15 protein-coding genes are annotated in these 15,667 nt (G+C 62.1%); 13 read left to right on the top strand and 2 right to left on the bottom strand.

Going from position 1 to position 15,667, the window contains the following annotated elements; all coding sequences use genetic code 11:
• From Q0Y42_RS01850 to ssb, 8 genes are all read left to right on the top strand, one after another.
• Positions 1-797 (top strand): flagellin (locus Q0Y42_RS01850; protein WP_297799534.1); only part of this gene is annotated, 797 nt, incomplete at its 5' end.
• 442 nt (positions 798-1,239) lie between these two features.
• On the top strand, positions 1,240-2,118 hold the full coding sequence (locus tag Q0Y42_RS01855) for a flagellin (protein ID WP_297799537.1): 879 nt from the start codon (positions 1,240-1,242) through the stop codon (positions 2,116-2,118).
• An 82-nt stretch (positions 2,119-2,200) separates the two neighbouring features.
• Complete coding sequence (locus Q0Y42_RS01860; protein WP_297799539.1) at positions 2,201-2,479, top strand: flagellar protein FlaG; 279 nt, start codon at positions 2,201-2,203, stop codon at positions 2,477-2,479.
• A 207-nt stretch (positions 2,480-2,686) separates the two neighbouring features.
• Positions 2,687-3,538 (top strand): flagellin, encoded by an 852-nt coding sequence (locus Q0Y42_RS01865; protein WP_297799541.1) that lies wholly within the window; start codon positions 2,687-2,689, stop codon positions 3,536-3,538.
• A 150-nt stretch (positions 3,539-3,688) separates the two neighbouring features.
• Complete coding sequence (locus tag Q0Y42_RS01870; RefSeq protein WP_297799543.1) at positions 3,689-6,415, top strand: transcriptional regulator; 2,727 nt, start codon at positions 3,689-3,691, stop codon at positions 6,413-6,415.
• A 74-nt stretch (positions 6,416-6,489) separates the two neighbouring features.
• Positions 6,490-7,158 carry a hypothetical protein gene (locus tag Q0Y42_RS01875; RefSeq protein ID WP_297799545.1) on the top strand — a complete coding sequence of 223 codons (669 nt, stop codon included), beginning with the start codon at positions 6,490-6,492 and terminating at the stop codon, positions 7,156-7,158.
• Complete coding sequence (locus tag Q0Y42_RS01880) at positions 7,158-7,583, top strand: hypothetical protein (RefSeq protein WP_297799548.1); 426 nt, start codon at positions 7,158-7,160, stop codon at positions 7,581-7,583. The genes Q0Y42_RS01875 and Q0Y42_RS01880 overlap by 1 nt, the downstream gene beginning before the upstream one ends.
• Before the next feature lie 96 nt (positions 7,584-7,679).
• Complete coding sequence (gene ssb, locus Q0Y42_RS01885; RefSeq protein ID WP_292051268.1) at positions 7,680-8,189, top strand: single-stranded DNA-binding protein; 510 nt, start codon at positions 7,680-7,682, stop codon at positions 8,187-8,189.
• A gap of 56 nt (positions 8,190-8,245) precedes the next feature.
• Here ssb and Q0Y42_RS01890 read toward each other — a convergent pair whose 3' ends face one another.
• On the bottom strand, positions 8,246-8,827 hold the full coding sequence (locus tag Q0Y42_RS01890; RefSeq protein WP_297799551.1) for a nucleoside 2-deoxyribosyltransferase domain-containing protein: 582 nt from the start codon (positions 8,825-8,827) through the stop codon (positions 8,246-8,248).
• Between the two features lie 119 nt (positions 8,828-8,946).
• Here Q0Y42_RS01890 and Q0Y42_RS01895 point away from each other — a divergent pair, with 119 nt between their 5' ends.
• Positions 8,947-9,834: an EamA family transporter gene (locus Q0Y42_RS01895; protein WP_297799553.1), complete on the top strand. Its 888-nt coding sequence runs from the start codon at positions 8,947-8,949 to the stop codon at positions 9,832-9,834.
• 80 nt (positions 9,835-9,914) lie between these two features.
• On the opposite strand, the gene Q0Y42_RS01900 is transcribed toward Q0Y42_RS01895, so the two are convergent.
• Positions 9,915-10,487, bottom strand: a complete 573-nt coding sequence (locus tag Q0Y42_RS01900) for a superoxide dismutase family protein (RefSeq protein ID WP_297799555.1) — start codon at positions 10,485-10,487, stop codon at positions 9,915-9,917.
• A 123-nt stretch (positions 10,488-10,610) separates the two neighbouring features.
• Between Q0Y42_RS01900 and gyrA the strand changes: the two genes are divergently transcribed.
• From gyrA to Q0Y42_RS01920, 4 genes are all read left to right on the top strand, one after another.
• Positions 10,611-13,406 carry a DNA gyrase subunit A gene (gyrA, locus tag Q0Y42_RS01905; protein ID WP_297799557.1) on the top strand — a complete coding sequence of 932 codons (2,796 nt, stop codon included), beginning with the start codon at positions 10,611-10,613 and terminating at the stop codon, positions 13,404-13,406.
• A 7-nt stretch (positions 13,407-13,413) separates the two neighbouring features.
• Positions 13,414-14,217, top strand: a complete 804-nt coding sequence (locus Q0Y42_RS01910) for an aminotransferase class IV (RefSeq protein WP_297799559.1) — start codon at positions 13,414-13,416, stop codon at positions 14,215-14,217.
• 105 nt (positions 14,218-14,322) lie between these two features.
• Complete coding sequence (coaD, locus tag Q0Y42_RS01915; RefSeq protein WP_297799561.1) at positions 14,323-14,808, top strand: pantetheine-phosphate adenylyltransferase; 486 nt, start codon at positions 14,323-14,325, stop codon at positions 14,806-14,808.
• Positions 14,809-14,821: 13 nt separating this feature from the next.
• A complete protein-coding gene (locus Q0Y42_RS01920; RefSeq protein ID WP_297799564.1) occupies positions 14,822-15,667 on the top strand; it encodes a peptidylprolyl isomerase in 846 nt (281 codons plus the stop codon).

Raw genomic sequence — 15,667 nt, forward strand, 5'->3', positions numbered from 1 at the left:
TGGAAACGACCCAGAACCGTGTGAACACCGGCATGAAGGTGTCGTCGGCCAAGGATAATGGCGCAATCTTCGCCATTGCTACCTCGCAGCGTGCCGAAATGGGCGCTCAAGATGCGGTCAAACAGTCGCTGCAACGCGGTCAGTCGATCGTGGATGTCGCGCTGGCGGCTGGCGAGACCGTCGTGGATGCCCTGACCGAGCTGAAAAGCCTGGCTGTGGCCATTCAGGATGCGACCGGCGAGACCAAAACCAAGTTGAACAATGACTTCACGGCCATCGTCAACGAGATCGACTCTGCGCTGAAAGGTGCCAGCTTCGACGGTGTCAACCTGTACGCTGGCAACAGCACAACCGTGATCAAGGTGACCACGAACACCAAGGGCGACTCCTTCACCCTGAAAGCTGCTGCTTCGGCGACCGCTTCGGGTGCCTATAAGGCAACCACGGGGGAGATCGTGGCTACGCAAGGGGCTGCCGGCGCTGTGCCTGCAACCGAACCTGCGTTCAACCTGGCCACCGAAGGCGATCGTACGGCGGCAAACGTTGACCGCGCGATCAGCAACTTCACCACCATCCTGGCCGACTTCGGCACCAAGTCGAAGTCGCTGGAACGCCAGCTGAGCTTTGTGGGCAAACTGCAAGACTCTCTGGAGACCGGTATCGGCAACCTCGTGGATGCCGATCTGGCCAAGGAAAGCGCTCGACTGACCGCTCTGCAGACCAAGCAACAGCTGGGTGTGCAGGCGCTGTCGATCGCCAACTCGTCCAGCAGCATGCTGCTGGGCCTGTTCCGCTAATCCGGTTGGGGGAGGGGCCTTTGCCGGTCTCTCCCTCCATCGGTCTGCAGCTTGGGAGTGCGGACGATGCTGTGGTTCAAAAGCAACGGCTTGATCAGTGAAAACTGATTTGAGTCAAAGTCTTTGGATCATTGGTCATTCAGCATTGGCAAGCTGCAAGACTCACTAGAGACACCGCAGCGTCACGATTGTCGTTGCGGGACTGGAGTAGGAAAGAACATCGCTTAACAGCCCTTCGATCCGAGCAGAAGCTTGGGCCGTATGGAGCTTTCCATCGTCAGTTCGCCGCCCCTAAAGGCGGTCAGTGTCGATAGTCTGGAGGTCCCGAAGGTGACGTCCGACGACGTCAGCAGCGGGGCTTGATCACCTCTCTGTATTGTAACAGCGCAAAATGCGCGCTCCGCCAAAATGGCGGAGAGTTGTAAAAGACAAGGAGGCCAGAATGGCCAACTCGATCAACACCAACCGTGGTGCACTCGTTGCACTGCAAACCCTGAACGCCACCAACAAGGCTCTGGAAACGACCCAGAACCGTGTGAACACCGGCATGAGCGTGTCGTCCGCCAAGGACAACGGCGCTATCTTCGCAATTGCGACTTCGCAACGTGCCGAAATGGGTGCTCAGGACGCCGTCAAACAGTCGCTGCAACGCGGCCAGTCGATCATCGACGTGGCTCTGGCAGCTGGCGAGACTGTCGTTGATGCCCTCACCGAAATGAAAGCTCTGGCCGTGTCCATCCAGGACGACGCCGGCAATGGTGCAGGTGACGGTTTCAGCGAGAACGGCAAGAAGCTGGTCGCCGACTTTGAAGCTCTGGTTAAAGAAGTGCACACGGCTCTGGCCGGTGCCAAGTTCGACGGTGTGAACCTGTTCGATGCTACCGCTGCTGGCGAGCCGGTTCAGGTTTCGACCAACACTTCGGGCGGCAAGTTCGTCCTGAAAGGTGGTGCAGATGCGACCACCGCATCGGCTGATGACCTGAAGTTCGAAGGCACCGTCACCGCTGGTGCATGGACCTCGTCGGACGACTACGACAAGCAAAAGGCCAACTACACGGCCGCCAAGGTCGAAGAAGCCCTCAACAAGTTCACGACGACCCTGGCTGACCTCGGCACCAAGTCGAAGTCGCTGGATCGTCAAGCCACCTTCGTCGGCAAGCTCCAGGATTCGCTGGAAGCTGGCGTGGGTAACCTGGTTGACGCTGACCTCGCCAAGGAAAGCGCTCGCCTGACGGCGCTGCAAACCAAGCAACAGCTGGGTGTGCAAGCTCTGTCGATCGCGAACTCGTCGAGCAGCATCATGCTCAGCCTGTTCCGCTAAACCTGATGAGGGCGGGCGGGAAGAATTTCCTGCCCGCTCTGATCTTTAACAATGGAAGGCCGCGCAAAACGCGTGAATTGACATGACAGACCAAATATCCGCCGTCGGCGGTGCCACGCCCATAGCCACCGACGCCGTCAAGCTGGACGAGCCGATCGCCGTCTCGGCGAAGACGTCTCCCGCTCAGGATCTGAGCCAGCAGCGTCTGGTGATCGAGCCGGTCAGCTCGCACCGCTACGTCTATAAGGTTCTGGATTCCCAGACCGGTGAAGTGATCCGACAGCTCCCGAACGAGCACGTCGAAAAAATGATTACCGATCCTGCCTATCAGCAGGGCGGACTAGTAAAGACCAGCGTCTGATTACCGGCGGAAGTTACCGCCTCCCAAAATCTATGAACCGCTTTGAATTCGTTCAAAGATCAGGTTCCGCGTCGCAAATGCGTACGCAACGCCCCCGGATAGCCAAAGCCGGGCGGCGCGTTTATGGTTTTTACGCTGTTAACCATACACTCACGACTCATGGTTAATACGGCTATCGGTACAGAAAGTCCGGGGGCGTCGAAAGCCATGACCACAAGCGTTCACACAAACAGTTCTGCGCTCGTTGCGCTGCAGAATCTGAACAATACAAATTCCAAGCTGTCTGCCACGCAGAACCGGATCAGCACCGGTCTGAAGGTGAACGGCGCTAAAGATAATGCAGCGACCTGGGCCATTGCCCAGAACCAGCGCGCCGATACCTCGGCTCTGGACTCCGTCAAATCCAGCCTCAACCGTGCGACGTCGATTTCCGACGTTTCGCTGGCTGCCGGTGCCGAGATTTCGGACATCATCGTCGAGTTGAAAGCCAAGGCTGTGGCCGCAGCCGACCCGTCGGCCTCGGCTGAATCGCGCAAGGCCTATGACGACGAGTTCCAGTCGCTGCTGAAGTCGCTGCAATCGTTCGCGGAAAACGCCACCTTTGATGGCGAGAACATCCTGAACGGTGCGGTCGCGACCAACCTCGAGTTTCTGGCCAGCGCCGACGCCCAGGAAAAGATCTCGCTGAACCGTCAGGACCTGACCCTCGCGGGGCTGGGGCTGGCAGCGGACGCTACTGCCACCCCGGCCGTTGCCGCGCCGAGCCTGCTGAACACCGCAGACGCCGAAGCCGCCCTGGCCCGCGTCGAGGCCGCTCTGGCGACCTCGAACTCGCGTCTGGCCGAACTGGGTGCCCAGGCCAAGCAGATCGAAAAGCACAACATCTTCGTCGGCAAGCTGATGGACTCGCTGGAAGTCGGCGTCGGCAACCTCGTTGATGCCGATCTGGCCAAGGAAAGCGCCCGACTGCAGGCTCTGCAAGTGCAGCAGCAACTGGGCGCGCAATCGCTGTCGATTGCCAACCAGTCGCCGCAAATCATCCTGTCCCTGTTCCAGTAAACAGACAGGCTGACGCTCCAAAACAAGCGCCGTCGTGAGGTTCTCACGGCGGCGTTTTTGTTTGGCGGGCAGGGGTAGCACACAAGCGCGGCAGTTAACGATTTGACGGCGCAAATCGGCTATAGTGCTGACGAGCAAGGAGCGCATGTATTGAAGGTCAGCAACAGCTACGTTCTGGGACTTTACGGGATCGATACGTCAGAACTGACGTCGTTCACGTCGGGAACCAGTGCGGCTGCGACCCGCTCCCAGCCGACCGCTCCGTGGAGTACCAGCAGCACCGTCAAACAACCGGCTCAATCCGAGCTGCTGCGTAAAGCCTTGTCAGGCGGGCGTTTTATCGATGAAAGCGCCAATAAACTCGATCTGCGTCCCAAGAACGCCGGCGAGTACAAGACGCTTTTTGCGTTGAATACCGGTCTGCAAATGCTGGAGGCACTTGCGGATCGGGCGATGAACAAGTCGGTCACAAAGACCGAAGCCGCCCAGCTTCAGAAGCGTTTTGAAGCCGGTCTGAAAGAGATTTCCAACTATCTCGCCACCGCTGGCGCAGACGTTAATACCGTCCGATTGGTAAACGGCGAGTCTGCCACGCGCACCCAATCCTCGCTGATGATCCCGCGTGACAACCACGTCTATAAGACGGGCGCGATCCACGAGGGTTCGCTGTCGGACGCGGTTGCCGCCTTCGAGGGCGACGTACAGTTCAACATCAACGTCCGCACGGCATCGGGCACCAAGCCCATTGCCGTCAATCTGGACGACATGGGTTCGACCCCGCGTACGCTGGATGCGGTGATCGGCCATATCAATTCCAAGCTGGAAGCCGAGGGCGTTCAGACGCGCTTTAGCCGTCAGGAAATCCCCGGCGAGGAAAAGACCCTCAAGGTCGGCGATCGCACCATCACCCTGCCGGGTACGGGCTCAAGCTGGGGCATGACCATCACGGCCAGTTCGGTGGAAACCGTGGGCTTTGAGGCCGTCAACACCTCAACCTCTGTCAGCGTCGTGCAGCAGGGCGGCAACGGCAAGTTCGAGGCGTTGAAGTTCGACCCGAACTCGACCGGCCAGATCGGGATCGGCGAGACCAATTTCGTCAACGGTCGCATCGACCAATCCCAGCTGCCCGATGGCATTTCCGCTGTCCGCGCTTCTGCGGCGGCTGCCGATGGCGGTATGTGGATTGTCGCCGACGTCATTGGCGGCAGCGGCGGCCAGACCGTGCGCGGCCAGTCCGATGTGGTCCTGATGAAGCTGGATTCCGCAGGGCAGGTGGTCATCAGTCGCGGTATTGGCGCGTCCATGAACGGCGCGGGTTATGCCATTTCCGTTTCCGACGATGGCCGCGTGGCCGTGGCGGGCTCGGTCACCGGTGGCTTGATCCCCGGACAGACAGTGGCCGATCGCAGCCTGTCGGACAGCTTCGTCACCGTGTTTGACGCCAATGGCAACGAGCAATGGACCCAGTCGCGCGGGGCGAGAGCCGCCGATGAGGCGACGGCGGTCAGCTTCGGTGCCGATGGCAAGATCTATGTCTCGGGACGCTCCCAATCGGCCATGCCGGGGGCTTCGGCCAATGGCGGCTGGGACAGCTATGTTCAGGTCTTTGGCGAGAACCAGTCCTATGCCACCGCGCCGATAACCGGTGTGGCGCTGGGCGCTGTTCAATTCGGTACCGTGGGCGACGACAACGTTCAGGCCATGACCATGGACGGCGACAACCTCTATACGGCAGGTATCGAGAACGGCAGCTTTGTCGTGCGCCAGTTCCGCGTGTCCGCCAACGGCGCGCCCGAGCTTTTGGCCACCCGCAATCTGGGCAGCGCCCAAGGCGGGGAGATTGCCGGTATTTCCGTTTCTGACGGTAAGCTGGTGGTGGCAGGCGCAACGGGCAATGTGGCGCTGGATGCAGGCACTGTGACCCGCGCCCATGCCGGCGGCAGCGATGTTTTCGTCGCCAGCCTGTCGACGGATCTTGCGGCCTCTGCAAGCGATCGACTGACCTATTACGGCACCGACGGCCACGACACGGCGGCGGACGTCAAGGTCGTGAACGGCGAGGTCTGGATGACGGGGGCGTGGAACTCGACCCGCGCGCCCGCCGACAAGGATCCGGTTAAAGCCTATCTGGCCAAGATCGACGCCACGACGGGCGAGGTGGGCTGGAACCAGACATGGACGGGCACCTCTGAACAAGCCAAGGCTGCGACCGTTACCGTTAATACCAACGGCAGCAGCGTTCTGGACCGACTGGGCCTGCCGTCCGGTGAACTGGTTCAGGATGTCTCGCAAAAGCTGGTCGAAACGACCGGCCTGCGTGCGGGCGACCGTTTCTACATCACCAACCCGAATACGGGCCGCAAGACGGCTGTCACCATCGACGCCAAGGATACGCTCCAGACGCTGGCCACCAAGATCGAGACGGCATCGGGCCGCAATCTGAAGGTCACCATCTCGACCGAGCGGGACGACAAGGGCACCGCCGAAGGTAACAGCCGCGTCTTGCAGGGCGGTGCGCAGTATCTTTCCATCACCAGCGCGGATGGCCGTCAGGGTGCCGTCCTATCGGCGGGCGAGAACGGGCGCGATGCCTTGGCCGGTCTGGGCCTGATGGAAGGCTTCGTTGGTAAGGGCACGGACAAGCGCAAGACCGTGGGTATCGAACTGCCCAGCAGCCTCAACCTGTTCAATCTCGATGCCGCGAGGACGGCCCGCGATACGATTCAGGCGGCTCTGCGTTCGGTCCGCGAGGCCTATCGCGCTATGAGCCCGTCCTCGCTGGCCAGCAATAGCGGCAAGACCACAGGCACGCCGTCGGCCTATATGCAGTCGCAAATCGCCAACTATCAGGCCGCCCTCGCAAGGCTCACGGGCTGACTTAACCGCACGCGGCTGTTGACGCGGCTGCGCTCGGCAGGGTTATTGAAGCCATTACTCGCGTAGAGGGCCGCATGGCTTTTCCTAATAATACCCGCACGATTGTTTTAGTGGGCGCTGGCGTAGCGGTGCTGGCCGGTGTCGGCGCGGCGATGTTCTTCGGAGCTGGAAAGCCGAACGACCCCAATGCCAAGCCGCCCGCCGCCGAAGGCGGGTTGAAGATCGATCTCGCCGAACAGCCGACCCTTGAGCCGACGCGCGAGCTTCGCTGCTATGTCGACGGCCAGTTCGTGGGCATGGCGACGCTGACCGACTGTGCCCGCCGTAACGGCGTGGCCACCAACACTCTGGACGTCGGACTGGATGCCACGGGCGCGCTGGCCGCGGCCCCGACTGCATCGTTTGCCCCGCCTCCGGTCGCGCCGGTCGAGGTCGAGGTGCCAAAGCCCGCCACGACCACGGCACCGCGACAGACGGTGGAAGCCCCGACGCCGGTATCGGGCCAATGCCTGCGTCACGTTGGTAACGAATGGCGTCAGGTCGGAACGGGCCTCAGCCAGGCCGACTGCGTGAAGGCGCTCTATTCGGGCACCTGCGTCCGCACTCCGGGTGAGGCCCAATACGGTCGCTGGAACGATGTGACCCTGCGCCTTGTGCCGCGGCGCGTCGAAGCGTCGTCCGACAATGCCAACTTCCGCACCTATGCCGAACAAAACCGTCAATGCCAGTTCCCGAGGCTTTAATGCGTAATGCGATCAAAATCGGCCTTGTGTCTGCTGCGGCCCTGACGGTGCTGTCGGCCTGTGCGGCGGCCAAGCCTGAAGCGCCGATGGACGAGGGTGTCTGCTATCACGTCGGTGAGGACGAAACGCAGGCGTTCGGCATCCGCTACAATGTGGTGGCCCGCGACCAGCCTCAGATCGAATTCTGTGCGGCGCGTCTGGAAGAGCTGCGCATCAAATTCCTGCGCATGGGCGGCTCGAACAACGATCTGATTGGTGCCTATCAGGGGCATTTCATCTTCATCGACCGTCAGGGCGTGAAGATGAGCAAGACCCTGGATGGCCCGCGTTTCTTCGCCTTGACGCGAACTGGTGATGGACGACTCGCCATCCCCGGTGCAATTCAGCGGGAAATCGACGGGCGACCGATCGCTATCGCTCCGTAAGGGGCAATATTTCCGGTTGCAGAGCCGGAACATAAATGGAACATTCCGGCGGGCTTTCGTGGCCCGCGGGGCTATAAGAACAAAAGGACATCGGTCATGGCGGGTAGCGTCAACAAGGTCATTCTGGTCGGCAATCTGGGCCGCGATCCGGAAATCCGCACCCTGAACTCGGGCGACCGCGTCGCCAACCTGCGCATCGCGACCTCGGAAACCTGGCGCGACAAGGCCACGGGCGAGCGCAAGGAAAAGACCGAATGGCACTCGGTTGTCATCTTCAACGAGAACATCGTCAAGGTGGCCGAGCAGTACCTCAAGAAGGGCTCGACCGTTTACGTCGAAGGCTCGCTGCAGACCCGCAAATACACCGACGCTCAAGGCATCGAGAAATACTCGACCGAAATCGTCCTGCAACGCTTCAACGGCACCCTGACCATGCTGGGCGGCCGTTCGGAAGGCGGCTCGGGCGGCGGCTATGGTGGCGGCCAAGGCGGCGGTTACGGCGGTGGCCGTGACGACAGCTATGACTCGGGCTTCTCCTCGGGCGGTGCCAACCGTCCGTCGGGTCCCAAGGAAAGCTACGACCTGAACGACGACATCCCGTTCTAAGTCGCATCGACAGATCAAAAGAAAAGGCCGCCGGATCGCTCCGGCGGCCTTTTTGTTTAGCGGACGAAGCGGGCCTTTGTTGCGGCCTCGGCCAAGGCCTCACGCACGGCGGCGGTGAGTTCTTCCATCGTCCGGACCTGACGCACGCCATAGGCCTCGGCGGTGATGTCCACATTGCCCTTGCGCCAGAAGCCGTCGGGGGCCAGCACGATAAGCTTTCCGCTGCGGGCGTGCAGGCCCATTTCCAGCAGGCTGATCGGGCTTTGGGTGCCGGGGGCGAAATACATGACGATGACGTCGCTGGCCTCCAGCGCGGCCAGTTCCCATTCCACCTGGCGGCGGAACTCCGGCTCCGAGGCTTCGGGCTTCCATGCAGGGTTCCAGTCGGGACGGCGCGGGTTCAGGATCACCACATCCATATCCGACAGGGCGCGGGTCATGGCGGCCTGCCAGTCCGGCGCGCCGCCCATGTCGATGCTGCCGCCCATAAAGACGCGCGGACGCTGGTTATCCAGCGGCAGAGGCGAGGGCGAGGTGACCAGAATAGGCTCGGCCAACGCGCTGGCCGCCCCGCCGAGGACAAGCGCCGCCCCGACAACCGAAGCGAGGGTGCGAAGGGTAGGGATGCGGCGAGCCATGGGAATCTCTCATAAGCGACTGGACGCCCGCCCTTAGACGCTTATCCATGTGAACGAAACACGCAGACAACTATCGTGAGGAGCCAAAGGCAGCGGCCTATGGCATGCGCTAACAGGCTATGATCGACCAAAAGCTCACCCCTCTGGAAATCGGTGCCATTTTGGCCATCGTCGTGATCTGGGGCGTCAACAACGCCGCAGCCAAGCTGGCGACCGAATACATGCCGCCGCTGATGGTGGCGGGGCTGCGCTTTGCCATTGCCGGTCTGTGCCTTGCGCCATTTGTGCGCCCGCCGTTTCCGAACTGGAAGGCGATGTTGTTGATCGCCTTCCTCGGCGGGGCGGTGCACTATGGTCTGATCTATTTCGCCTTTTCGCTGGCACAGGACGTCAGCCCTGTTTCGGTGGCGACCCAGACGTGGATCCCCTTTACCTCGCTGTTTGCCTTCCTGCTGTTGGGTGAGCGGCTGAAATGGCCGGCCATTGTCGGCATGCTCATCGCCTTTGTCGGCGTGGCGTGGATGACGGCTGACCCGCACGCGCTTCAGGATTGGGAGGCTATCGTCATCGGCACGCTGGCCGCTGCGGTGTGGGCCTTGGTCACGGTGATTGCGCGCCGCACGACGGCGGTACCGCCGCTGAAGATGCAGGGCATTCTGGCGCTGACGGCTATGCCGACCATGGCGCTGGGGTCGTACGTGTTCGAGAGCGGACAGGTGGAAGGGCTGAGGTCCGCCACCCCGCTGGTCTGGGCCTCCGTGGTCTGGGCGGGATTGTTCTCGTCCGTCATGGCCACCAGCCTGCTGTTCTGGCTGGTCCAGCGCCGCGAGGCAGGGCGGGTCACGCCCTATCTGTTGGGATCGACCGTTGTGTCGGTGCTGATGGGCTGGCTGTTCATGGGTGATATGCTGACGAGCCAGATCATTATCGGAGCCGCCCTGACCATGGTGGGCGTGGTGGTTGTTTCCATCGCCGAGCGCAATCTGCGGGCAGGGGCCGCGCGGTAAGCCGGATCACAGCCGGACAACAAAAAGGGCGGGGCACCGATGGTGCTCCGCCCCTTTCGTATTCTGGTGTCGGATCGGGCTTAGTGGGCCTTCACTATGCCACAGGCAACGCGGGCACCGGCACCGCCAATCGGCTGGCTGACATGGTCGTCGGCATTGGCGTGGATGACGATGGCCGAGCCGTCCGCGTCCAGCAGGTTCTGGCCCGCCGTGCCGTCCACCAGAGCGGCGCGGTCGGTAAACAGTTCGGCGCGGGCAACACCGCTGGCATCGGCATAGATGTTCGGCAGGTCGCCAAGGTCCGGCCCTTGCGGGTTCAGCAGGCCGTGCGGCGCGGCGGTGGCGTGGTTGATGTGCGAACCGGCGGAGGTGAAGTTGGCCTCGCATTGGCCCGTGGCATGCAGGTGGATGCCGTGCCAACCCGGCGTCAGGCCCTGTGCCTCGACGATCATCAGCAGGCCGGACGGGCCTTGTTTCAGCTGCACGCTGCCAGCGGGCTGGCCGTCGTTATTGATCAGGGCGACGTTGAGGGCCGGGCCGCCAGCCGACGCGGCCGGAGCCGCAGCGGCGGGCTGTTCCTGAGCGACAGCCGCGCAACCGATAGTCATGATCATCATGCCGCCGGCGGCGAGGGAGATGGCAGTTTTTTTCATTGTCATTTTCCTTTGGCTATCGGTGTTCCAACCCTTCGCAGATTTTGCCACAGCGGGTCTAGAGTGCTAGAACCGACCCTAGCGGATCACGTTCCGATTCCGGCCATTTAAAGCCTGATTTCATTGACCGACGACAGTTACCAAAACGGCGCTCCGGCGTCTTCCGGCGATATCGCGACCATCACCATCGAGAACGAGCTTAAACGTTCGTACCTCGACTATGCCATGAGCGTTATCGTCAGCCGCGCACTGCCTGATGCACGCGACGGCCTGAAGCCTGTTCACCGCCGCATCCTGTATTCGATGCACGACTTGAACATGTCGCCAGACCGCGCCTATTCGAAGTGCGCGCGTGTTGTCGGTGACGTGCTGGGTCGTTTCCACCCCCATGGTGACTCGTCGGTCTACATGGCGCTGGTGCGTATGGCGCAGGACTTCTCCATGGGCCTTACGCTCGTGGACGGTCAGGGCAATTTCGGCTCGGTCGACGGCGATATGCCGGCCTCGATGCGTTACACCGAGTGCCGCATGACCCACGCCGCCGTGGCGATGCTGACCGACATTGAAAAAGACACTGTCGATTTCCAGCCGAACTACGACGAAAAAGAACTCGAGCCGACCGTTCTTCCGGCGCGTATCCCGAACCTGCTGGTCAATGGCGCGGGCGGTATCGCCGTGGGTATGGCGACCAACATCCCGCCGCATAACCTTGGCGAAGTGATCGACGCTTCGGTCGCCCTGCTGGACGATCCGAACATCACCGACGATGCCCTGCTGGACATCGTGCCGGGTCCGGACTTCCCGACCGGCGGCGAGATCATGGGCCGCACCGCCCCGCGCAACGCCCTGCGTGACGGTCGTGGCTCGGTCGTGGTGCGCGGCAAGGCCTCGATCGAAGAGATCCGCAAGGACCGCGAAGCCATCGTCATCACCGAGCTGCCCTATCAGGTCAACAAACAGACCCTGATCGAGCGCATCGCCGAGATGGTGCGCGAAAAGCGCCTCGAAGGCATTGCCGACGTCCGCGACGAATCCGACCGTACCGGCATGCGTATGGTCATCGAGCTGAAGCGCGATGCCTCGGGCGATGTGATCCTGAACCAGCTCTATCGCTATACGGCGCTGCAGTCGTCGTTCGGCGTCAACATGCTGGCGCTGAACCATGGCCGTCCCGAGCAGATGGGCCTGCGCTCGCTGCTGGAAGCCTTCCTCGAGTTCCGCGAGGAAGTGATCGTCCGCCGCGTGAAGTTTGAACTGTCCAAGGCCCGCGACCGTGGTCACGTCTTGGTCGGTCTGGCCGTCGCCGTCGCCAACATCGACGAGGTGATCCACATCATCCGTTCGTCGGCAGACCCGACGGAAGCCCGCGAGCGGCTGCAAGCCAAGGCTTGGCCGGTGGGCGACATGATGGCTCTGGTCGAGCTGATTGCCGACCCGCGTACCGTTCTGGTCGAGGGTGGTCTGATCAAACTGACTGACGAACAGGCCAAGGCCATTCTGGCGCTGACCCTGTCGCGTCTGACGGGTCTGGGCCGAGACGACATCTTTGGCGAGGCCAACACCCTGGCTGGCACCATCGCGGGCCACCTGGAAATCCTGTCGGATCGCAAGCACGTTCTGGCCCTGATCCGTGACGACCTGCTGGCCGTTAAGGACCAGTTCGCCGTGCCGCGTCGCACCGTAATCGGTGAGGGCGACCACGAGATGGAAGACGAAGACCTGATCCCGCGTGAGGACATGGTCGTGACCGTCACCCATACCGGCTACGTCAAGCGCGTGGCCCTGAACGCCTATCGCACGCAGCATCGCGGCGGTAAGGGCCGTTCGGCCATGTCGATGAAGGACGAGGATGCCATCACCGGCGTCTTCTCGGCCTCGACCCACACGCCGGTCCTGTTCTTCGCCACCAACGGCAAGGCCTATAAGCTCAAGACGTGGCGCCTGCCGCTGGGCACGCCGCAGTCCAAGGGCAAGGCCTTCGTCAACCTGCTGCCGATCGAGCCGGGCGACAGCATCATGAACGTGCTGCCGCTGCCGGAGGATGAAGGCACTTGGGGCGATTACGACATCATGTTCGCCACCAAGTCGGGCGACGTGCGTCGTAACAAGCTCAGCGACTTCGCCACCGTGAACCGCGCGGGCAAGATCGCCATGAAGCTGGAAGACGGTGACCGCATGGTCGGCGTCGGCATCTGTACGGCGGAAGACGACATCCTGCTGACGACCGCTCTGGGCCGTGCCATCCGCTTCAAGGCCGACGACGTTCGCGTCTTCAAGGGCCGCGACTCCACGGGCGTTCGCGGTATCCGTCTGCAGGACGGCGACGAGGTGATCTCCATGGCCGTTCTGGGCCGTGTGGACGCCACGCCGGAAGAACGCGCCACCTATGTCAAACTGGCCAATGCCAAGCGCCGCGCGGCGCAGGGCGAGGGCGAAGAGGACAACACCCCGACCGAGGCCGAGGACGAAGCCGAAGGTTCGGTCGAACTGGACGCTGAGCGTTTCGCTGAGCTGGAAGCCGCCGAACAGTTCATCCTGACGGTTTCGGAAAACGGTCTGGGCAAGCGCTCCAGCGCCTATGAGTACCGTCGTACCGGACGTGGCGGTCAGGGTCTGACCGCGCACGGTCTGGGCGGTCGTGCGGGCAAGCGTCTGGCCGCAGCCTTCCCGGTGGATGCAGCGGATGACCTGCTGCTGGTCACCGACGGTGGCCAAATGATCCGTACCCCTGTCGAGCAGGTCCGCATCGTGGGCCGCGCCTCGCAGGGCGTGATGATCTTCCGCACGGGCAAGGACGAGCGTGTCGTCTCGGTCGAGCGTCTGCCGAACTCCGGCGAGGACGAAGCCGAAGGCATCGAAGGTGAAGTGATCGAGGGCGAAGCCACCGAAATCACCGCGCCGGAATCGAACGCGGAATAAGTCTGTCTTGGCCGTCGAACCGCAACTGTGGATCGACGGCCGTCCGGCCTCTGCCGACGACCTGCGCCAGATGGCCATGGTCAACTATGGGGCCGTGACGTCCTTCAACTACGCCGACGGCGGGGTGAGGGGACTGGATCTGCATATGGAAAGGCTCGCGGCCTCGGCACGCGAGCTTTTTCAATTGTCGCTCGATGAATCCAGTGTTCGCAATCAGTTACGCGCCGCACTTGATGCAGTGGATGCAGCGTGGGTGCGGGTGACACTGACGGCTCCAAGCATGTCCTTGCGGGCACCAGAGGCTGTCGAACGGCTGGCTGTCGGGATCTGGGTATCGCCGCCCGCCGCCCCTATGGCGGACGGACTGCGGGTCATGACCATGCGCCATCAGCGCGAACTGGCCCACCTCAAACATCTGGGCACGACGGGCGTCATACATGCCCGCCGCAAGGCCCGACTGGCCGGATATGACGATGCGCTCCTGACGGGCGAGGTGGGGCTGATCCTTGAGGGGACGCTGTGGAATATCGGCTTCCTTCAGGGCGACAGTATTGTCTGGCCCGAAGGGACCATGCTGGACGGTGTCACGCGCCGCCTGATCTCGCGCGGTCTGGAAAACTCAGGGGTGACGCAAGCCATTAGGCCCGTGTCGCTAGGGGATTTGGACCAGTTCGACGGTGCCTTTGCCTGTAATGCCGCCACGCCAGCGGCCTCGATCGCCTCGATCAATGATCACCTGTTCCCCGGCACCCCCGACGCCATGGCGCGTCTGCGTCAGGCGTGGGAAAGCCAGCCCGTTCAATCGATCTGACCTCTTGGTGATCGAGGGGCGGCGAAGTCCATTTCCGCTATTCGCGAGATTTTGCACCTGCTAAGACAGGCGCAACTTACCCTTGGGGAGGCTTAGAGGAAGCCTATGCGTATCGGACTTTATCCGGGCACTTTCGATCCGGTCACAAATGGCCACCTCGATATCATTGGCCGTGCGGTCAAGCTGGTAGACAAGCTGGTCATCGGCGTGGCCCAGAATGACGCCAAGGGGCCGCTGTTCACCACGCAGGAACGCGTCGAGATGCTCCAGCGCGAAGTCGCCCGTTTTGGCGATGCGGTGGAAGTGCGTCCGTTCAGCAGCCTGCTGATGCATTTTGCCGAAGAGCTGAATGCGAACTGCATCGTGCGCGGCCTGCGCGCTGTCGCCGACTTCGCGTACGAATTCCCGCTGACGGCGATGAACCAGCGCCTGAACAGCGAGATCGAAACGGTCTTTCTGATGGCCGATCCGCGCCATCAGGCGATCGCCTCGCGCCTCGTGAAGGAAATCGCCATGCTGAATGGCGACATCGAAAGCTTCGTCAGCCCGGCCATTGCTGCTGCTGTGCTCGACAAGGTTCGCAATCGCTGAAACACTGAGTGTCATGAAAAACCTGATGATTTCCGCAGCGGCTGCTGCTGTTCTGCTGGCCGGCACCGCCCACGCGCAATCCACGGCTGAATGGCGCGAAGTCGCCGCCGAAAATCTCTGGGTGATCGACACCACCAAGGGGCAGGTTCTGGTCGAGCTGGAGCCGCGTATTGCGCCGAACCACATCGAGCGCATTCGCACCCTGACGACGCAGGGCTTCTATGACGGCCACAAATTCCACCGCGTGATCCCGGGCTTCATGGCCCAAACGGGTGATCCGCGCGGCACGGGCGAGGGCGGCAGCGAGCTGCCCGATCTGGCCGCCGAATTCAGCTTCCGTCGTGGCCGAGATGCCGGTTTCGCGGCGATTCCGACCAATGCCCCGATGCAGATGGGCTTCATCGGCTCGAACGTCGTGGTGACCCAGCCGGACGCCCAGATGATGATCAATGCCGATATGAAGGTTCAGGCCACCGGCCTGTTCTGCGCCGGTACGGCAGGTATGGCACGTTCGGGTCTGCCCAACAGCGCCAACAGCCAGTTCTTCCTCACCACAGCCAACGCCGACAACCTGAACGGGGCCTACACGGTCTTTGGTCGCGTGCTGTCGGGTCTGGACGTTCTCAAGGCGCTGAAGCCCGGTGCCGAGGCCAATGATGGTGCGGTAGGCGAGGGTGCTGATGTTATGACGCGCGTGCGTCTGGCCTCGCAAATTCCGGCCAATGAACGCCCGACCGTGCGTGTGGCTGTGCCGGGTGGCGCACCCTTTACCGCGGCTGTGGATGCGGCCCGTAATCGCATCGGCAATGCCTTTACGGCCTGTGACGTCACCGTGCCGGTAGAGGTCATCAACCCCTAA

Source organism: uncultured Brevundimonas sp. (genome assembly GCF_947305955.1).
Classification (GTDB): domain Bacteria; phylum Pseudomonadota; class Alphaproteobacteria; order Caulobacterales; family Caulobacteraceae; genus Brevundimonas.